This is a genomic window from Burkholderia diffusa (assembly GCF_001718315.1).
In the GTDB taxonomy this organism is placed as follows: Bacteria; Pseudomonadota; Gammaproteobacteria; order Burkholderiales; family Burkholderiaceae; genus Burkholderia; species Burkholderia diffusa_B.
This window is the reverse complement of sequence record NZ_CP013362.1, coordinates 474,117-492,829: the sequence shown is the minus strand read 5'-3', so window position 1 is coordinate 492,829 and position 18,713 is coordinate 474,117. Positions and strand designations below refer to the sequence as shown.

Sequence of the window (18,713 nt, the reverse complement as noted above, 5' to 3'; positions counted from 1 at the left end):
CCGATAAGCGTGAGCGCTCAACTTTGCGAGAAGCTCTGGAAAGGAGGTGATCCAGCCGCACCTTCCGATACGGCTACCTTGTTACGACTTCACCCCAGTCATGAATCCTACCGTGGTGACCGTCCTCCTTGCGGTTAGACTAGCCACTTCTGGTAAAACCCACTCCCATGGTGTGACGGGCGGTGTGTACAAGACCCGGGAACGTATTCACCGCGGCATGCTGATCCGCGATTACTAGCGATTCCAGCTTCATGCACTCGAGTTGCAGAGTGCAATCCGGACTACGATCGGTTTTCTGGGATTAGCTCCCCCTCGCGGGTTGGCAACCCTCTGTTCCGACCATTGTATGACGTGTGAAGCCCTACCCATAAGGGCCATGAGGACTTGACGTCATCCCCACCTTCCTCCGGTTTGTCACCGGCAGTCTCCTTAGAGTGCTCTTGCGTAGCAACTAAGGACAAGGGTTGCGCTCGTTGCGGGACTTAACCCAACATCTCACGACACGAGCTGACGACAGCCATGCAGCACCTGTGCGCCGGTTCTCTTTCGAGCACTCCCGCCTCTCAGCAGGATTCCGACCATGTCAAGGGTAGGTAAGGTTTTTCGCGTTGCATCGAATTAATCCACATCATCCACCGCTTGTGCGGGTCCCCGTCAATTCCTTTGAGTTTTAATCTTGCGACCGTACTCCCCAGGCGGTCAACTTCACGCGTTAGCTACGTTACTAAGGAAATGAATCCCCAACAACTAGTTGACATCGTTTAGGGCGTGGACTACCAGGGTATCTAATCCTGTTTGCTCCCCACGCTTTCGTGCATGAGCGTCAGTATTGGCCCAGGGGGCTGCCTTCGCCATCGGTATTCCTCCACATCTCTACGCATTTCACTGCTACACGTGGAATTCTACCCCCCTCTGCCATACTCTAGCCTGCCAGTCACCAATGCAGTTCCCAGGTTGAGCCCGGGGATTTCACATCGGTCTTAGCAAACCGCCTGCGCACGCTTTACGCCCAGTAATTCCGATTAACGCTTGCACCCTACGTATTACCGCGGCTGCTGGCACGTAGTTAGCCGGTGCTTATTCTTCCGGTACCGTCATCCCCCGGCCATATTAGGACCAAGGATTTCTTTCCGGACAAAAGTGCTTTACAACCCGAAGGCCTTCTTCACACACGCGGCATTGCTGGATCAGGCTTTCGCCCATTGTCCAAAATTCCCCACTGCTGCCTCCCGTAGGAGTCTGGGCCGTGTCTCAGTCCCAGTGTGGCTGGTCGTCCTCTCAGACCAGCTACTGATCGTCGCCTTGGTAGGCCTTTACCCCACCAACTAGCTAATCAGCCATCGGCCAACCCTATAGCGCGAGGCCCGAAGGTCCCCCGCTTTCATCCGTAGATCGTATGCGGTATTAATCCGGCTTTCGCCGGGCTATCCCCCACTACAGGACATGTTCCGATGTATTACTCACCCGTTCGCCACTCGCCACCAGGTGCAAGCACCCGTGCTGCCGTTCGACTTGCATGTGTAAGGCATGCCGCCAGCGTTCAATCTGAGCCAGGATCAAACTCTTCAGTTTAAACCTGTTACTGTTTTCGGTTCGGTTAAGAACCGGTCGCTCACTCAAAGCTGACAGGTATATGAATCACTTCATAAACCTGACTTACTTTAGTGTGAGACTCTTGATACTTTCGCTATCTGATCCGAAGATCAGCTCGCGGCCATCAAGCGCCCACACTTATCGGCTGTTAATTTTTAAAGAGCATTTCTGCGAGAAACCTGAAGTTTCTCAGCAGCGCTGCGTTTTCAGCAGCAGAGAAGCGAGATTATGAACCGTCTTTTTCGGTTCGTCAACAACTTTTTAACTGCTTCGTTGCGACAACCGGGGTTCAACTTCGTGTGCGCCGGGGCTCTCTACAGCCAACCCAACCGCACCGCTTCCCTTCTTCCCTCGCGCCGCGTTGCCGTTAGCGCGAAAGAGGCGTGATTCTATGCACCCGCCCCCGTCTCCGCAACCCCTTTGTGAAAATATTTTGAAAAAGCCCCCGTGCGCTGCCGCGCACGGGGCTTCGGGTCTACTGCACCGGGCGATCTACCAACGACCGACACCCGTCGCTCAGTTGCCGCCAAATCAGCGGTTCTTGAATACCGGCTTCCGCTTCTCGACGAATGCCGCCATCCCTTCCTTCTGATCTTCGGTCGCAAACAGCGAATGGAACAGTCGACGCTCGAAATGAACACCCTCGGCCAGCGTCGTCTCGTACGCGCGATTCACCGACTCCTTCACCATCATGACCGCCGGAAGTGAAAACTCGGCAATCGTCGTCGCAGCGGCAATCGCCTCGTCAAGCAGTTTGTCGGCCGGCAGCACGCGCGACACAAGCCCCGCCCGTTCCGCCTCGGCCGCGTCCATGAAACGCGCCGTCAGGCACATGTCCATCGCCTTCGCCTTGGACACCGCGCGCGGCAGACGCTGCGTGCCGCCCGCGCCCGGCATCACGCCCAGCTTGATCTCGGGCTGGCCGAACTTGGCCGTATCCGCCGCGAAGATGATGTCGCACATCATCGCGAGCTCGCAACCACCGCCAAGCGCAAAGCCCGCCACGGCAGCAATGATCGGCTTGCGAATCTCGCGGATGGTCTCCCAGTTACGGGTGATGTAGTCGCCGCGATAAACATCCATATAGGAATAGGTCGCCATCATGCCGATATCGGCCCCGGCCGCGAACGCCTTCTCGCTCCCCGTCACGACGATCGCGCCGATCTCGTCGTTCGCGTCGAACGCTTTCAGCGCAGCGCCCAACTCATCCATCAGCGCATCGTTCAATGCATTCAGCGCTTTCGGACGGTTCAGCGTGATCAGCCCGACTCGCCCCCGGGTCTCCACCAGGATGTTCTCGTAAGACATCAATTTCTCCTCGATCAATGAAATGAGAAACGCCTCGCACATGCGAATAGTTTGATGCTACCATTCTCCGACCAACCGGTCGGTTAATTAATCGACCCACCCCTTCCCTATGTCCACCAGGCCGCCGTCATGACCCATGCACTGTTCACGAAGCACGAAGACACGCTGAAACAAGCCCTCGCCGCCATCGAGAGCCGCGGGTACTGGAGCCCGTTCGCGGAAATGCCGAGTCCCAAAGTGTACGGGGAAAGCGCGAACGCCGATGGCGAAGCGGCGTTCAAGGCACACCTCGGTAACACGTTCGTGCTCGACCAGCCGGCGTCCGGCGGAACCGTCGGCGCGGAGCAGTCGCCGTACGGGATCGCGCTGGGCATCCGATATCCGAAATCGACGCCCGACGAACTGATTGCCGCGGCCGCCGCTGCCCAGCGTGCGTGGCGCGAAGCCGGCCCGAGCGCCTGGATCGGCGTCAGTCTCGAAATCCTCGCACGGCTGAATCGCGCGAGCTTCGAGATTGCCTACAGCGTGATGCACACTACGGGCCAGGCGTTCATGATGGCGTTCCAGGCCGGGGGCCCGCACGCGCAAGATCGCGCGCTCGAAGCGGTCGCCTACGCGTGGGACGAGTTGCGTCGCATCCCTGCCGATGCACACTGGGAGAAGCCGCAAGGCAAGAACCCGCCGCTCGCGATGCACAAGCGCTATACGATCGTTCCGCGCGGCACCGGCCTCGTGCTCGGTTGCTGCACGTTCCCGACCTGGAACGGCTACCCCGGCCTGTTCGCCGACCTCGCGACCGGCAACACGGTGATCGTCAAACCCCACCCGGGCGCAATCCTGCCGCTCGCGATCACGGTCCGCATCGCCCGCGACGTGCTGCGCGAAGCCGGCTTCGATCCGAACGTCGTTACGCTCCTCGCGACCGAACCGAACGACGGCGCCCTCGTGCAAGACCTCGCGCTGCGCCCTGAAATCAAGCTGATCGACTTCACGGGCAGCACGCAAAACGGCACGTGGCTCGAACGCCATGCCCATCAGGCACAGGTGTATACCGAAAAGGCAGGCGTCAACCAGATCGTGATCGACTCGACCGACGACCTGAAGGCCGCAGCCAAGAACATCGCGTTCTCGCTGGCGCTGTACTCCGGCCAGATGTGCACGGCACCGCAGAACATCTACGTGCCGCGCGACGGCATCCGGACGGCGGACGGCCATGCAAGCTTCGACGAAGTCGCGCAGGCGATCGCCGTTTCCGTGCAGAAACTGACCGGCGACCCGGCTCGCTCGGTCGAACTGATCGGGGCAATCCAGAACGACGGCGTGGCCGCGCGTGTCGACGATGCCCGCAAGCTCGGTCGCGTACTCGCCGACAGCCAGACGCTCCAGCATCCGACGTTCGCCAATGCTCGCGTGCGCACGCCGCTCGTGCTGCAGCTCGACGTGGCCGACCGCGCAAAATTCACGCAGGAGTGGTTCGGCCCGATCTCGTTCGTGATCGCGACCGACTCGACCTCGCAGTCGCTCGATCTCGCCGGCGAGATCGCCGCTGAACATGGTGCGCTGACGCTCTCCGTCTACAGCACCGACGACAAGGTACTCGACGCTGCGCACGGCGCGGCGGTGCGTGGCGGCGTGGCGCTGTCGATCAACCTGACCGGTGGCGTGTTCGTCAACCAGTCGGCTGCATTCTCCGACTTCCACGGCACCGGCGCGAACCCGGCCGCCAACGCGGCGCTTGCCGATCCGGCGTTCGTCGCCAACCGGTTCTGCGTAGTGCAAAGCCGTGTCCATGCTGCGCCGAAGGCAGTACCTGTGGAAGCCGGCCAAACGGCATAACCCGAATGGCCGACGTGCAAACGCCGTCACGTTCTCTACCATGAACGAATCCGCCAACCGGCGGGTTCGTTGCACATCGACACCCCCATGACCGACGCCTACATCTGCGACGCGATTCGCACCCCCATCGGCCGCTACGGCGGCGCCCTGAAAGACGTTCGTGCCGACGATCTCGGCGCAGTGCCGCTCAAGGCGCTGATCGAGCGCAACCGCAACGTCGACTGGTCGGCGATCGACGACGTCATCTACGGTTGCGCGAACCAGGCAGGCGAGGACAACCGCAATGTCGCGCGCATGTCCGCGCTGCTCGCGGGCCTGCCGACAGTCGTGCCGGGCACGACGCTGAATCGACTGTGCGGCTCTGGCATGGACGCCGTCGGCACCGCCGCGCGCGCGATCAAGGCGGGCGAGGCGCGCTTGATGATCGCGGGCGGCGTCGAGAGCATGACGCGCGCGCCGTTCGTGATGGGCAAGGCCACCAGCGCATTCGCGCGCCAAGCTGCCATTTTCGACACGACAATCGGTTGGCGCTTCATCAATCCGCTGATGAAACAGCAATACGGCGTCGATTCGATGCCGGAGACGGCCGAGAACGTCGCGGACGACTACAACATCAGCCGTGCCGACCAGGATCTGTTCGCGCTGCGCAGCCAGCAGAAAGCCGCGCGTGCGCAGCAGGACGGTACGCTCGCCGAGGAAATCGTCCCGGTGACGATTCCACAGAAGAAAGGCGAGGCGCTCGTCGTATCGCGTGACGAGCATCCGCGAGAAACGTCTTTCGAAGCGCTTGCGAAGCTGAAGGGCGTCGTGCGCCCGGACGGGTCGGTGACGGCCGGCAACGCGTCGGGCGTCAACGATGGCGCATGCGCGCTGCTGCTCGCCAATGCAGAAGCAGCCGACCAATACGGGCTGCGCCGCCGCGCACGCGTAGTCGGCATGGCGACCGCCGGCGTCGCGCCGCGCGTGATGGGAATCGGCCCGGCGCCGGCCACGCAAAAACTGTTGCGCCAGCTCGGCATGACGATCGACCAGTTCGACGTGATCGAGCTGAACGAAGCGTTCGCCTCGCAGGGTCTCGCGGTGTTGCGCATGCTCGGTGTCGCCGACGACGATCGTCGCGTGAACCCGAACGGCGGCGCGATCGCGCTCGGTCACCCGCTGGGCGCATCGGGCGCGCGGCTCGTGACCACGGCGCTGCACCAACTCGAGCGTACGGGCGGCCGCTTCGCGCTCTGTACGATGTGCATCGGCGTCGGCCAAGGCATCGCGATCGCCATCGAGCGCGTGTAACCGACGCGCCGCGCGCCTATAACGAAGTCATGAAGGAGACACTGCATGTCATATGAGGCGATCCAGCTGGATATCGATCAGACTGCCCGGGTGGCCACGATCACCCTCAACCGTCCGGACAAGCTGAACAGCTTCACGCGAGCGATGCACCGCGAACTGCAGTCCGCGCTCGATGAAGTCGAGACGGCCGGCGCACGTGCGCTGATCCTGACCGGTGCGGGGCGCGGCTTTTGCGCAGGCCAGGACCTGGCCGACCTCGACTTCACGCCGGGCGCGTCCACCGACCTCGGCACGCTGATCGACGAGCATTTCAATCCGCTGATCCGTCGGCTGCAACGCATGCCGGTCCCGGTGATCGCAGCCGTCAACGGCACGGCGGCCGGCGCCGGCGCGAATCTCGCACTCGCCTGCGACCTCGTCTTCGCCGCACGCTCGAGCAGCTTCATCCAGGCCTTCGTCAAGATCGGACTCGTGCCCGATTCGGGTGGAACGTGGTTCCTGCCGCAACGCGTCGGCATGGCACGCGCGCTGGGGCTCGCCCTGACCGGCGACAAGCTCGGCGCCGAACAGGCCGAACAATGGGGCTTGATCTGGCGCGCGGTCGACGACGATGCGCTCGTCGCGTCGGCCCGTCAGCTCGCCAATCAGCTCGCGCAGCAACCGACGCTCGCGATCGCTTCGATCAAGCAGTCGATGCGCGACAGCGTCACGAACACGCTCGACCAGCAACTCGACCTCGAGCGCGACCTGCAGCGCAAGCTCGGCCAGTCATACGACTACGCGGAAGGCGTGAAGGCGTTCATCGAGAAGCGTGCACCTCGCTTCGAGGGGCGTTGACATGACCGCCTCCAACGACATGCTCGACCCCAATGCGCTCGCCCGTGCGACGGCACGGGCCATGTACGACGCGGACGCCTGCAGCCGCGCGTTCGGCATGGAAATTGCCGAAGTGCGGGCCGGCTACGCACGCCTGCAAATGCGCGTACGGCCGGAGTTCCTGAATGGACATCGGACCTGCCACGGCGGCATCATTTTCACGCTCGCCGATTCGACGTTCGCGTTCGCGTGCAACTCGTACAACCTGAATACCGTTGCGGCCGGCTGCTCGATCGAATACCTGCGTCCCGTCTACGGTAACGACCTGCTGACGGCCGAAGCGATCGAGCAGACGCGCAGCGGCCGGCACGGCATCTACGACGTCCGCGTCACGAACCAGACAGGCGAAACGGTCGCAATGTTTCGGGGCAAATCGGCCCAGATCAAGGGCACGGTGCTGCCGGAAGAACATTGACGTCCACGGCTCGCTCATAACAATCACTGGAGACAGGCATGACTACCCCGCTACCGCTCGAGCCGATCGAGACCGCCTCGCGCGACGAGCTGACGGCACTGCAGCTCGAGCGCCTGAAGTGGTCGCTCCGGCATGCGTATGACCACTCCCCCGTCTATCGCAGCAAATTCGACGAAGCGGGCGTGCATCCCGACGACCTGAAGACGCTCACGGATCTTTCGCGCTTCCCGTTCACGACCAAGAGCGACCTGCGCGACAGCTATCCGTTCGGGATGTTCGCGGTGCCGCAGGACCAAGTCTCGCGCATTCACGCGTCGTCGGGCACGACCGGTAAACCGACCGTCGTCGGCTATACGGCGCGCGACATCGACACTTGGGCCAATCTCGTCGCGCGCTCGATCCGCGCGGCCGGTGCACGGCGTGGCGACAAGGTTCACGTCAGTTACGGATACGGGCTGTTTACCGGCGGGCTCGGCGCACACTACGGCGCCGAGCGCGCGGGGCTGACCGTGATTCCGTTCGGCGGTGGCCAGACCGAAAAGCAGGTGCAGCTGATCCAGGACTTCCGGCCCGACATCATCATGGTGACGCCGAGCTACATGCTGTCGATCGCCGACGAGTTCGAGCGCCAGGGCCTCGATCCCGCACAAAGTTCGCTGCGCATCGGCATCTTCGGCGCGGAGCCGTGGACCAACGACATGCGCATGGCCATCGAGCAGCGAATGGGCATCGATGCGGTCGATATCTATGGGCTGTCCGAAGTAATGGGACCCGGCGTCGCATCGGAATGTGTCGAGACTAAGGATGGCCCGACGATCTGGGAAGATCACTTCTATCCGGAAATCATCGACCCCGACACCGGCGAAGTGTTGCCGGACGGCGAACTCGGCGAACTGGTTTTCACGTCGCTGACGAAGGAAGCGCTGCCGATCATCCGCTACCGGACACGGGACCTCACGCGTCTGCTGCCCGGCACCGCCCGCACGATGCGCCGGATGGAAAAGATCACCGGGCGTTCGGACGACATGATGATCGTGCGTGGCGTCAACGTCTTCCCGACGCAGATCGAGGAACAGTTGCTGAAACAACGCGCGCTCGCGCCGCATTATCAGATCGTGCTGACGAAGGAAGGCCCGCTCGACGTGCTGACGCTCAACGTCGAGCCGTGTCCCGAAACGGCCCCCGACACGGCGGCGATCCATGCAGCCGGACAGGCGCTCGCGCACGACATCAAGTCATTGATCGGCGTGACGGCTGTCATCAACGTGTTGCCCGTGAACGGAATCGAACGCTCGGTCGGCAAGGCGCGTCGCGTGATCGACAAGCGCAAGGGTTGATACCCGCCATTGCCTGACCGCCGCGAGCAACAGCAACCGCGCGCATCAAAAAAAACAGCCCGACCGGCCAACAACACCGGTCGGGCTGCTTCATTTCGAGCGCCGGTCAGACGTGAATACCGGCGCCATTGCACGTCACGAATTCGGGAACAGCAGCCACATCCGGCCAATCTGCTTCATCCGTCCGGCCAGGTCACCGGCATCGTCGCCCAACCCCCAGAAATAGTCGGCCCGCACGCCGCCCTTGATCGCGGAACCCGTGTCCTGTGCGAACACGAGCCGGTTCATCGGCGTATTCGTCAGCGGACGCGTGGTCTGCAGGAACACGGGCGTGCCGAGCGGGATCGACGATGGATCGACCGCGATCGAGCGCTCCGCCGTAAGCGGCACGCCGAGTGCGCCGATCGGGCCGTCCGCGCCGCCGTGCGGCGCATCTTCCTTCGTCGGCATGTCGCGGAAGAAAACGAATCGCGGATTCGTGTCGAGCAACGCATCCACGCGAGTCGGGTTCGCCTTCGCCCAAGCCTTGATGCCCTGCATCGTCGCCTGCGCGGGCGTCAGTTCGCCGCGATCGAGCAGCCACTTGCCGATCGAGCGATACGGCTGGTTATTGGTACCGCCGAAGCCGACCCGCATCACCGAACCGTCGTCGAGGAGCACGCGCCCCGAGCCCTGTACCTGCAGGAAGAACGCCTCGATCGGATCATCGACCCACACGAGCTCGTTGCCGTTCAGGATGCCGGCCCGCTCGAGCAGCGCGCGAGCGGGCAGCGCAGCACCGGCGCGATAACCAGCCGGCCAGCGATACAGCGCGTATTGGTAAGGACCACGACGCACGCGCGAGCCGTGCAGCAGCGGCTCGTAATAACCGGTCACGAGCCCGTCGAGCGTGCCATCGGTGTTCGCCAGTTGAAACGGTGTGAAATACGTTTCGAAGAATGCGCGCGCGCTGCCGACGTCGAGCTCGTCGAGGCGGTCGGCGGCAGCGCAGGCGCGCTGCCACGCCGGCTGGCGCGCGAGCCGCACGCAGTTCTGCCGCAGCGCGGCCGTCGCGCCGATCAGCGAATCGTCCTGCCACCCCGGCACCTGCTGCCACGCGACCGGCGTGAGCCGCTTCGCGGCAACCTGTCCCGGCACGATCGCCGCGCCGGTCGGCGGCTTGAGCGCCGACGTCCGCGTCGGCGCGCCGCCGCACGCGGCAAGCAGCGCTGCCGTCGCGGCCGCCGCGACCCAGCCGGCCGCCCGGGGCCCAAACCACATACAATGTCCGTTCTTGATGGAAACCGCCATGTCAGATTTTCTCGACCAATATCCGATGCTCATCTTCGCGCTCGAGGCTTTCGTAGCGCTTGCCCTGCTTGTCTTCATCGTCGTGTGGACGTCGTCGGGCAGGAAGAAGCACGCCCGCGGCAACGACCGCCAGCCGCGCTGACCGGGCCGCGCACGCTCAATGCAGCGTGCGCGGCATGTGCAGCGCGAACTCGTCGACGGGCGCGTCGAACCGCTCGCCGTCCTCCGCGACGCAGAAGTACGCGCCGCGCATCGTGCCGACCGGCGTCGCGATCACGGCCCAGCTCGTGTATTCGAACTGTTCGCCCGGCTGCAGCAGCGGCTGGTGCCCGACGACGCCGAGCCCCTTCACTTCCTGCACGTGGTTTTCGCTGTCCGTAATGATCCAGTGGCGCGCGATCAACTGCGCCGCGACCTGCCCGGTATTGCGGATGGTCAGCGTGTACGCGAATGCGTATTGACGCCGATCGGGGTCGGATTGTTCCGGCAAGTAGCTGGTTTTCACCGCAACGGTGAACTGATACTGACTCATGGTGTTTCCGCTATAGGTAACCGCCCGCGCCGACTCGAGCGGCCGGGCCGCGGGCGCGCCGCACTGGTTCGGCATTCTATTCGGAATCGGGCCGCAACCGCACGGCCCGTCGCCGCGCACCGGGTCGCCGGACGGTAGAATGGCGATTTTGCGCCGCAGCGTCCCCGCTCCCCTGTCATGACTCAATTCCGCATCGCTCCCAGCATCCTGTCGGCCGACTTTGCACGGCTCGGCGAAGAAGTCCGTAACGTGGTCGCCGCCGGCGCCGACTGGATTCACTTCGACGTGATGGACAACCATTATGTGCCGAACCTCACGATCGGCCCGCTTGTCTGCGAGGCGATCCGCCCGCACGTGCAGGTGCCGATCGACGTGCATCTGATGGTGCGCCCGGTCGACCGGATCGTGCCCGATTTCGCGAAAGCCGGCGCGAACCTGATCAGCTTCCACCCGGAAGGCTCGGACCACATCGACCGTACGCTGTCGCTGATCCGCGATCACGGCTGCAAGGCCGGCCTCGTGTTCAACCCGGCGACGCCGCTGAACTATCTCGATCACGTGATGGACCGCCTCGACTTCGTGCTGCTGATGTCGGTGAACCCGGGCTTCGGCGGCCAGTCGTTCATTCCGGAAACGCTGAACAAGCTGCGCGAAGCGCGCGCCCGCATCGACGCATACACGGAGCGCACCGGCCGCGAAATCCTGCTCGAGGTGGACGGCGGCGTGAAGGCCGACAACATCGCGGAAATCGCGGCGGCCGGCGCCGATACCTTCGTCGCGGGCTCGGCGATCTTCGGCAAGCCCGATTACCGCAAGGTGATCGACGAGATGCGCGCAGCACTCGCCACCGTCGAGCGGAGCTGACGCCGTGGCCGAATCCTCGCTGGACGGTCTGGCACCGGCCGAAGCCGACGGTACGATCCGTTTCGCGACGCCGCGCATCGACGCGGCGCTGATCGACCTCGACGGCACGATGGTCGACACGGCTGACGATTTCACGGCCGGGCTGAACGGGATGCTCGCGCGGCTGGGCGCATCGGCCACGTCGCGCGACGAGGTAATCGGCTACGTCGGCAAGGGCTCCGAGCACCTGATACAGAGCGTGCTGAAGCCGCGCTTCACGCCCGACGAGGCACACGCGCGCTTCGACGACGCGCTCGCGATCTACCAGACCGAATACGCGAAGATCAACGGCCGGCACACGCGCCTCTATCCGGACGTCGCAACCGGCCTCGACGCACTGCGCGCGGCCGGCATCCGGCTCGCGTGCGTGACGAACAAGCCACACCGCTTCGCGGTCGAGCTGCTCGAGCAATACGGGCTGATCGATCGCTTCGGCATCGTGCTCGGCGGCGACAGCGTCGCGCGCAAGAAGCCCGATCCGCTGCCGATGCTGACCGCATGCGACGCGCTCGGCGTCGCACCGGAAGCGGCGGTCGCGATCGGCGACTCGGAAAACGACGCGCTGGCCGGCCGCGCGGCGGGGATGGCGACGCTGACGGTGCCGTACGGCTACAACCACGGCAAAGCTATACAAACGATAAATTCGGATGGTATAGTCGATTCGTTGCTGGTCGCGGCCCGCGCGATTACCGCGCACAACGCCGGCCGGCCAACCATCTGATTATTTCTTCCATCCGCATGTTTCTGAATAAAAAACGGAGTCTGAGCAGCATCGACCGGGGAGCCTGGCCCTGGCGTCGCTGGTCGCGCTAACCTCTTCGATGAGGTACGCTGAGGCACGTCTTCAGCGCCGTTTTTTATCTCGCTGCGCATCCGCGCGCCGATCGTCGCACCACCTCGAGTTCCACCGCGTCCGAACGCTTGCGTTCAGGATCGGCCGCAGGCTCGCGACGTTCACGCCCGGAATGCCGGCCGGCAACAGGCACTTCTCGATCGACCGCCCTTTCGCCGACGGCAGCCCGCGCAGCGTCAAGTGATCCCTGGCGCACTCCGCCGCTCGTCCCCGAACAGGACCGGAACATGACCGAACTCGAATTCCAATCGCTGGCGAACGAAGGCTATAACCGCATCCCGCTGATCGCGGAAGCGCTCGCCGACCTCGAAACGCCGCTGTCCCTCTACCTGAAGCTGGCCCAGCCTGAGCGCGCGGGCGCCAACTCGTTCCTGCTCGAGTCGGTGGTCGGCGGCGAACGCTTCGGCCGCTACTCGTTCATCGGCCTGCCCGCTCGCACGCTGGTGCGCACCCGCAACGGCGTGTCCGAAGTGGTGCGCGACGGCCAGGTCGTCGAGACGCACGACGGCGACCCGTTCGAATTCATCGAGTCGTTCCAGGCGCGCTTCAAGGTCGCGCAGCGTCCGGGCCTGCCGCGTTTCTGCGGCGGCCTGGCCGGCTATTTCGGCTACGACGCGGTGCGCTACATCGAGAAGAAGCTGGCGAATACCGCGCCGCGCGACGACCTCGGCCTGCCCGACATCCAGCTGCTGCTCACCGAGGAAGTCGCGGTGATCGACAACCTCGCCGGCAAGCTCTACCTGATCATCTACGCGGACCCGGCCCAGCCCGAAGCCTATACGAAGGCTAAGCAGCGGCTGCGCGAACTGAAGCAGCGCCTGCGCACGACCGTGCAGCCGCCCGTGACGTCGGCGAGCGTGCGCACCGAGACGTTCCGCGAGTTCAAGAAGGAAGACTATCTGGCCGCCGTGCGCCAGGCGAAGGAATACATCGCGGCCGGCGAGCTGATGCAGATCCAGGTCGGCCAGCGCCTGACGAAGCCGTACCGCGACAATCCGCTGTCGCTGTATCGCGCGCTGCGTTCGCTGAATCCGTCGCCGTACATGTATTACTACAACTTCGGCGATTTCCACGTGGTCGGCGCGTCGCCGGAAATCCTCGTGCGCCAGGAAAAGCGCGGGGAAGACCAGATCGTCACGATTCGTCCGCTGGCCGGCACGCGTCCGCGCGGCAACACGCCCGAGCGCGACGCTGAACTCGCGACCGAACTGCTGAACGATCCGAAGGAAATCGCCGAGCACGTGATGCTGATCGACCTCGCGCGCAACGACGTCGGCCGCATCGCGGAGATTGGCTCGGTGCAGGTGACCGACAAGATGGTGATCGAGAAGTACTCGCACGTGCAGCACATCGTCAGCTCGGTCGAAGGCAAGCTGAAGCCCGGCATGACGAACTACGACGTGCTGCGCGCGACGTTCCCGGCCGGCACGCTGTCCGGCGCGCCGAAAGTGCGTGCGATGGAACTGATCGACGAGCTCGAGCCGATCAAGCGCGGGCTCTACGGCGGCGCGGTGGGCTACCTGTCGTTCTCGGGCGAGATGGATCTCGCGATCGCGATCCGCACGGGCCTGATCCACAACGGCAACCTGTACGTGCAAGCGGCGGCCGGCGTCGTCGCGGACTCGGTGCCGGAATCCGAATGGCAAGAGACCGAGAACAAGGCGCGCGCGGTGCTGCGTGCGGCCGAACAGGTCCAGGACGGCCTCGATAGCGACTTCTGACCGGAGACTGACCATGCTGCTCATGATCGACAACTACGACTCGTTCACCTACAACCTGGTCCAGTACTTCGGCGAACTGGGCGAGGACGTGCGCACGTACCGCAACGATGAAATCACGCTCGACGAGATCGCGCGCCTGAACCCCGACACCATCTGCCTGTCGCCCGGCCCGAGCAACCCGCAGCACGCGGGCATCACGCTCGACGTGCTGCGCGAATTCGCGGGCAAGAAGCCGATCCTCGGCGTCTGCCTCGGCCATCAGGCGATCGGCGAAGCATTCGGCGGCCGCGTCGTGCGCGCGAAGACCATCATGCACGGCAAGGTGAGCCGGATCGAAACCGACTGCCGCGGCGTATTCGCCGACTTGCCGAAGCATTTCGACGTCACCCGCTACCATTCGCTCGCGATCGAACGCGAATCGTTGCCCGACTGCCTGGAGGTGTCCGCGTGGACCGACGACGGCGAAATCATGGGCGTGCGTCACAAGACGCTGCCGATCGAGGGCGTGCAGTTTCACCCGGAATCGATCCTCTCCGAGCACGGCCATGCGCTGCTCGAGAATTTCCTGAAGCAGCATCGCGCAACGGCCCGCGCGGCCGCGCCGGCAGCCTGACGGGAGACGCACGATGACGATTACCCCGCAGGAAGCGCTGCAACGCACGATCGAACACCGCGAGATCTTCCACGACGAGATGCTGCACCTGATGCGGCTCATCATGCGCGGCGACATGTCGCCCGTGATGGCGGCCGCGATCATCACCGGGCTGCGCGTGAAGAAGGAAACGATCGGCGAGATCGCCGCCGCCGCGACCGTGATGCGCGAATTCGCGAACCACGTCGAAGTGCAGGACAACTCGAACTTCGTCGACATCGTCGGCACGGGCGGTGACGGCGCACACACGTTCAACATCTCGACCGCGTCGATGTTCATCACGGCGGCGGCCGGCGCGAAGGTCGCGAAGCACGGCAACCGCGGCGTGTCGAGCAAGTCGGGCAGCGCGGACGTGCTCGAGGCGCTCGGCGTGAACATCGACCTGCAGCCCGACCAGGTTGCCGCGTCGATCGCCGAAACCGGCATGGGCTTCATGTTCGCGCCGAACCATCATCCGGCGATGAAGAACATCGCAGCCGTGCGCCGCGAGCTCGGCGTGCGGACGATCTTCAACATCCTCGGCCCGCTGACCAATCCGGCCGGCGCGCCGAACCAGCTGATGGGCGTGTTCCACCCCGACCTCGTCGGCATCCAGGTGCGCGTGATGCAGCGTCTCGGCGCGCAGCACGTGCTGGTCGTATACGGCAAGGACGGGATGGACGAAGTCTCGCTCGGCGCCGCGACGCTCGTCGGCGAATTGCGCGACGGCGAGGTGCACGAATACGAGATCCATCCGGAGGACTTCGGCCTGCAGATGGTGTCGAACCGCACGCTGAAGGTGGAAAATGCCGAGGAATCGCGCACGATGCTGCTCGGCGCGCTGGACAACCAGCCCGGTGTCGCACGCGAGATCGTCACGCTGAACGCGGGCACCGCGCTCTATGCGGCCAATATCGCCGAATCGATCGCGGACGGCATCCAGCTCGCCCGCGAAGCGATCGCGAGCGGCAAGGCGCGCGCGAAGGTCGACGAACTCGTGCGCTTCACGCAGCAGTTCAAGCGCTGACTCCCCTTTCGAATCAAGCAGGAATCCACATGAGCGACATTCTCGATCGAATCATCGCCGTCAAGCGCGAAGAAGTCGCGGCGGCCATGCGCAGCACGCCGCTCGAGGCACTGAAACTGGAAGCGTCCGCGCGCGACCTGCGCGACTTCGTCGGCGCGCTGCGCGCGAAGCAGGCGGCCGGCAATGCGGCGGTGATCGCCGAAGTGAAGAAGGCGAGCCCGTCGAAGGGCGTGCTGCGCGAGCATTTCGTGCCGGCCGACATCGCGCGCTCGTATGCGGCCCACGGCGCGGCCTGCCTGTCGGTGCTGACCGACGAGCAATTCTTCCAGGGCAGCGTCCGCTATCTCGAGGAGGCGCGCGCGGCCTGCACGCTGCCGGTGCTGCGCAAGGACTTCATCGTCGACGCGTACCAGATCCTGGAAGCGCGCGCGATGGGCGCCGACGCGATCCTGCTGATCGCAGCCGCGCTCGACACACCGCTGATGCAGGACCTCGAGGCATATGCGCACTCGCTCGGCCTCGCGGTGCTGGTCGAAGTTCACGACCGCGACGAGATGGAACAGGCGCTGACGCTGAACACGCCGCTGCTCGGCATCAACAACCGCAACCTGCGCACGTTCGAGACGACCATCCAGACCACGCTCGGCATGCTAGACATGATTCCGCAGGACCGCATGGTCGTGACCGAATCGGGCATCCTGTCGCGTACCGACGTCGACACGATGCGCGCGGCGAACGTGAACGCGTTCCTCGTCGGCGAGGCGTTCATGCGCGCCGACCAGCCGGGCGAGGAACTTGCGCGGATGTTCTTCTGATGGCGATCGAAAAGGAAATCAAGCTCGCGCTGCCGGCCGGTCAGGCCGATGCGGCGCGACGCTTTTTCGAGACGCTGACCGGCGAAGCCGGTGACGTCATCGTGCTCGCGAACGTCTACTACGACACGCCCGATCTCGCGCTGGCCCGTTCGAAGAGCGCGGTGCGCGTGCGCCGCACGCCGCACGGCTGGCTGCAGACCTTCAAGACGGTGGGCAGCGCGGACGCCGGCCTGCATCGCCGCCATGAATGGGAGCTGCCCGTCGCCGGCGATGCGCTGGAAATCGATGCGCTCGTCACCGCATGCGACGTGCCGGATGCCGCCACCGCGCTGCGCGATGCGGCGCCCGCACTGCATGCGCTGTTCCGGACGGATTTTTCGCGTACGCTGTGGCGCATCGCAATCGGCGGCGCGACCGTCGAGGCCGCGGTGGACGTCGGCGAGATCGTCGTCCAGGCGGAAAACGATACGCGCCGCGAACCGATCAGCGAAATCGAACTCGAATTGATCGACGGCCCGGAAGCGGCGCTCGCGACACTCGCCGCCGAACTGCAGCAAGCGCTGCCGGGCCTCGCCCCCGAAAACATCAGCAAGGCGCAGCGCGGCTACCGGCTGCGCGCGCAATAAACCCGCATCACGCATGGCAACCCGCAAGACTCTCCGCACGCCGCAACAGGCGTCGCTGTTCGACGATCCCGTGCCGGAAACGGCGCAGGACGATGTTTCCGCCGAGGCGCCCGCGCCCGCCGCGGTCGGGCGCAAGCCCGCAAAGAAGGCCGCGGCGACCGCCCCGGCGTCCTCCTCTCCGCAGCCGGCTGCCGCGCACGTCCCGCACCTCGCCGCGCAGTTCGACGCGCTGCCGGCCGTCTGGCGCGACGTGCTGAAACCCTTCACCGACAGCGATGCGTACGCACCGCTGTGCCGCTTCGTCGACGACGAACGCGCAGCCGGCAAGACGGTCTACCCGACCGATGTGTTCCGCGCGCTGCGCCTGACGAGCCCGGACGACGTGAAGGTCGTGATTCTCGGCCAGGACCCTTACCACGGCGACGATCGCGGCACGCCGCAGGCGCACGGCCTCGCATTTTCGGTGCCGCCGGCCGTACGCACGCCGCCGTCGCTGCGCAACATCTTCAAGGAAATCGCCGCGAACTTCGGCCACGACACGCCGCGTCACGGCTGCCTCGATAGCTGGGCGCGCCAGGGCGTGCTGTTGCTGAACACCGTGCTGACAGTGGAGCGCGGCGCGGCCGCGAGCCATGCGAAGCGCGGCTGGGAGCAATGCACGGACACGCTGATCCGCGAACTCGCCAACCGCCATCGCGGGCTCGTGTTCATGCTGTGGGGCGCGCATGCGCAGGCGAAGCGCGCGCTATTCGATGCGAGCGCGCACTGCGTGCTCGAGGCGCCGCATCCGTCGCCGCTGTCCGCACACCGCGGCTTCCTCGGTTGCCGTCACTTCGCGCTCGCGAACGACTATCTGGTCGAAGCGGGCCGCGAGCCGATCGACTGGCGCCTGCCGGAAGTCGCCGAAACGCTCGCGTAACCGCGTTCAGCGTTTCGCGCTCACTTCGGTCTGCAGCACGCAAAAACGCCGCGCCTCTTTCGGGGCGCGGCGTTTTTTCGTCTGGCGACGCAGCGGGAGTGACTGACCCGCATCGGCCTTACGCCGCGGCGATCGCTTCGCGGGCGCCGGCGAGCGCTGCGCTTTGCGCATCCGGGCCGAGGTTCAGGCCTTCCGCATGGATGAAGCTCACGTCGGTCAAACCGATGAAGCCGAGGAACGTGCGCAGGAACGGCGTCTGGCTGTCGTTCGGCGTACCCAGGTACTTGCCGCCGCGCGCCGTCACCACGTGAACCTTCTTGCCCTTGATCAGGCCTTCCGGGCCGTTCTCGGTATAGCGGAACGTGACGCCTGCTCGGGCGATCCAGTCGAAATACGTCTTCAGTTGCGACGAGACACCGAAGTTGTACATCGGGGCGCCGATCACGATGATGTCGGCGGCCTGCAGTTCGGCGATCAGTGCATCGCTCTTCGCGACGATCGCATTCTGCTCCGCGCTGCGCTGGTCGGCCGGCGTGAAGAATGCGCCGAGCACCGATTCGTCGAGGTGCGGCAGCGCGTCGGCCAGCAGGTCGCGAACCACGACCTTCGCGCCGGGGTTCGATTGTTGCAGCTTTGCCGTCAGTTCGTTGGCCAGCAGCGTGGATTGCGCACCTTGCGAGCGCGCCGCGGAATTGATTTGCAGAATGGTCGTCATGTCAGGCTCCGGTTTGGTTGCGCTTC

The 18,713-nt window shown here is 64.6% G+C and carries 17 protein-coding genes and 1 rRNA gene; 13 read left to right on the top strand and 5 right to left on the bottom strand.

Features of this window, described 5'->3' with window-relative positions; genetic code table 11:
* Positions 1–39: 39 nt before the first annotated feature.
* Positions 40–1,572, bottom strand: a 16S ribosomal RNA gene (locus WI26_RS02250).
* A gap of 552 nt (positions 1,573–2,124) precedes the next feature.
* Entirely contained in the window at positions 2,125–2,901 is a 777-nt protein-coding gene (locus WI26_RS02245) for an enoyl-CoA hydratase (protein ID WP_059465301.1), read from the bottom strand.
* Positions 2,902–3,030: 129 nt separating this feature from the next.
* On the opposite strand from WI26_RS02245, the gene paaN reads away from it, so the two are divergent.
* The 5 genes from paaN (at position 3,031) to paaK (ending at position 8,655) form a co-directional block, all read left to right on the top strand.
* Complete coding sequence (paaN, locus tag WI26_RS02240) at positions 3,031–4,737, top strand: phenylacetic acid degradation protein PaaN (RefSeq protein ID WP_069225086.1); 1,707 nt, start codon at positions 3,031–3,033, stop codon at positions 4,735–4,737.
* 87 nt (positions 4,738–4,824) lie between these two features.
* Positions 4,825–6,027 carry a 3-oxoadipyl-CoA thiolase gene (gene pcaF, locus WI26_RS02235; protein WP_069225085.1) on the top strand — a complete coding sequence of 401 codons (1,203 nt, stop codon included), beginning with the start codon at positions 4,825–4,827 and terminating at the stop codon, positions 6,025–6,027.
* Between the two features lie 45 nt (positions 6,028–6,072).
* Positions 6,073–6,864 (top strand): 2-(1,2-epoxy-1,2-dihydrophenyl)acetyl-CoA isomerase PaaG, encoded by a 792-nt coding sequence (gene paaG, locus WI26_RS02230; RefSeq protein WP_069225084.1) that lies wholly within the window; start codon positions 6,073–6,075, stop codon positions 6,862–6,864.
* 1 nt (position 6,865) lies between these two features.
* Positions 6,866–7,318: a hydroxyphenylacetyl-CoA thioesterase PaaI gene (gene paaI / locus WI26_RS02225; protein ID WP_069225083.1), complete on the top strand. Its 453-nt coding sequence runs from the start codon at positions 6,866–6,868 to the stop codon at positions 7,316–7,318.
* Positions 7,319–7,356: 38 nt separating this feature from the next.
* Entirely contained in the window at positions 7,357–8,655 is a 1,299-nt protein-coding gene (paaK, locus tag WI26_RS02220; RefSeq protein ID WP_069225082.1) for a phenylacetate--CoA ligase PaaK, read from the top strand.
* Between the two features lie 135 nt (positions 8,656–8,790).
* Here the strand turns inward: paaK and WI26_RS02215 are convergent, their stop codons facing one another.
* Together WI26_RS02215 and apaG are read right to left on the bottom strand one after the other, a co-directional pair.
* On the bottom strand, positions 8,791–10,023 hold the full coding sequence (locus WI26_RS02215; protein ID WP_069226333.1) for a murein transglycosylase A: 1,233 nt from the start codon (positions 10,021–10,023) through the stop codon (positions 8,791–8,793).
* A 79-nt stretch (positions 10,024–10,102) separates the two neighbouring features.
* Positions 10,103–10,477 carry a Co2+/Mg2+ efflux protein ApaG gene (gene apaG / locus WI26_RS02210; RefSeq protein ID WP_069226332.1) on the bottom strand — a complete coding sequence of 125 codons (375 nt, stop codon included), beginning with the start codon at positions 10,475–10,477 and terminating at the stop codon, positions 10,103–10,105.
* Between the two features lie 177 nt (positions 10,478–10,654).
* On the opposite strand from apaG, the gene rpe reads away from it, so the two are divergent.
* The 8 genes from rpe to WI26_RS02165 all read left to right on the top strand — a co-directional run bounded on the left by rpe (position 10,655) and on the right by WI26_RS02165 (position 17,972).
* Complete coding sequence (gene rpe / locus WI26_RS02205; protein ID WP_006482066.1) at positions 10,655–11,341, top strand: ribulose-phosphate 3-epimerase; 687 nt, start codon at positions 10,655–10,657, stop codon at positions 11,339–11,341.
* 4 nt (positions 11,342–11,345) lie between these two features.
* Positions 11,346–12,101, top strand: a complete 756-nt coding sequence (locus WI26_RS02200) for a phosphoglycolate phosphatase (protein ID WP_069225081.1) — start codon at positions 11,346–11,348, stop codon at positions 12,099–12,101.
* A gap of 359 nt (positions 12,102–12,460) precedes the next feature.
* Positions 12,461–13,954 (top strand): anthranilate synthase component I, encoded by a 1,494-nt coding sequence (gene trpE, locus WI26_RS02190; protein ID WP_059449739.1) that lies wholly within the window; start codon positions 12,461–12,463, stop codon positions 13,952–13,954.
* A gap of 13 nt (positions 13,955–13,967) precedes the next feature.
* The gene (locus WI26_RS02185; RefSeq protein ID WP_059465291.1) at positions 13,968–14,567 is read left to right on the top strand and encodes an aminodeoxychorismate/anthranilate synthase component II; all 600 of its coding nucleotides are present in this window, start codon (positions 13,968–13,970) and stop codon (positions 14,565–14,567) included.
* A 13-nt stretch (positions 14,568–14,580) separates the two neighbouring features.
* Entirely contained in the window at positions 14,581–15,612 is a 1,032-nt protein-coding gene (trpD, locus tag WI26_RS02180) for an anthranilate phosphoribosyltransferase (protein ID WP_059702638.1), read from the top strand.
* Between the two features lie 29 nt (positions 15,613–15,641).
* Positions 15,642–16,427: an indole-3-glycerol phosphate synthase TrpC gene (gene trpC / locus WI26_RS02175; RefSeq protein ID WP_059510541.1), complete on the top strand. Its 786-nt coding sequence runs from the start codon at positions 15,642–15,644 to the stop codon at positions 16,425–16,427.
* On the top strand, positions 16,427–17,053 hold the full coding sequence (locus tag WI26_RS02170; protein WP_069225080.1) for a CYTH domain-containing protein: 627 nt from the start codon (positions 16,427–16,429) through the stop codon (positions 17,051–17,053). Before trpC ends, WI26_RS02170 begins: the two co-directional genes overlap by 1 nt.
* Positions 17,054–17,066: 13 nt before the next feature.
* Positions 17,067–17,972, top strand: a complete 906-nt coding sequence (locus WI26_RS02165) for a uracil-DNA glycosylase (RefSeq protein WP_069225079.1) — start codon at positions 17,067–17,069, stop codon at positions 17,970–17,972.
* Between the two features lie 118 nt (positions 17,973–18,090).
* Here the strand turns inward: WI26_RS02165 and WI26_RS02160 are convergent, their stop codons facing one another.
* Positions 18,091–18,687, bottom strand: coding sequence for an FMN-dependent NADH-azoreductase (locus tag WI26_RS02160; RefSeq protein WP_059449745.1), 597 nt, complete (start codon positions 18,685–18,687; stop codon positions 18,091–18,093).
* Positions 18,688–18,713 lie beyond the last annotated feature (26 nt).

Bases quoted from the DNA above. Each gene is read 5' to 3' on its own strand.
- pcaF (WP_069225085.1), top strand. From the start codon at position 4,825: ATGACCGACGCCTACATCTGCGACGCGATTCGCACCCCCATCGGCCGC.
- paaK (WP_069225082.1), top strand. From the start codon at position 7,357: ATGACTACCCCGCTACCGCTCGAGCCGATCGAGACCGCCTCGCGCGAC.
- paaN (WP_069225086.1), top strand. From the start codon at position 3,031: ATGACCCATGCACTGTTCACGAAGCACGAAGACACGCTGAAACAAGCC.
- WI26_RS02165 (WP_069225079.1), top strand. From the start codon at position 17,067: ATGGCAACCCGCAAGACTCTCCGCACGCCGCAACAGGCGTCGCTGTTC.
- rpe (WP_006482066.1), top strand. From the start codon at position 10,655: ATGACTCAATTCCGCATCGCTCCCAGCATCCTGTCGGCCGACTTTGCA.
- apaG (WP_069226332.1), bottom strand. From the start codon at position 10,477: ATGAGTCAGTATCAGTTCACCGTTGCGGTGAAAACCAGCTACTTGCCG.
- WI26_RS02170 (WP_069225080.1), top strand. From the start codon at position 16,427: ATGGCGATCGAAAAGGAAATCAAGCTCGCGCTGCCGGCCGGTCAGGCC.
- paaI (WP_069225083.1), top strand. From the start codon at position 6,866: ATGACCGCCTCCAACGACATGCTCGACCCCAATGCGCTCGCCCGTGCG.
- trpE (WP_059449739.1), top strand. From the start codon at position 12,461: ATGACCGAACTCGAATTCCAATCGCTGGCGAACGAAGGCTATAACCGC.
- paaG (WP_069225084.1), top strand. From the start codon at position 6,073: ATGTCATATGAGGCGATCCAGCTGGATATCGATCAGACTGCCCGGGTG.
- WI26_RS02160 (WP_059449745.1), bottom strand. From the start codon at position 18,687: ATGACGACCATTCTGCAAATCAATTCCGCGGCGCGCTCGCAAGGTGCG.
- trpC (WP_059510541.1), top strand. From the start codon at position 15,642: ATGAGCGACATTCTCGATCGAATCATCGCCGTCAAGCGCGAAGAAGTC.
- WI26_RS02215 (WP_069226333.1), bottom strand. From the start codon at position 10,023: ATGAAGACAAGCAGGGCAAGCGCTACGAAAGCCTCGAGCGCGAAGATG.
- WI26_RS02185 (WP_059465291.1), top strand. From the start codon at position 13,968: ATGCTGCTCATGATCGACAACTACGACTCGTTCACCTACAACCTGGTC.
- trpD (WP_059702638.1), top strand. From the start codon at position 14,581: ATGACGATTACCCCGCAGGAAGCGCTGCAACGCACGATCGAACACCGC.
- WI26_RS02245 (WP_059465301.1), bottom strand. From the start codon at position 2,901: ATGTCTTACGAGAACATCCTGGTGGAGACCCGGGGGCGAGTCGGGCTG.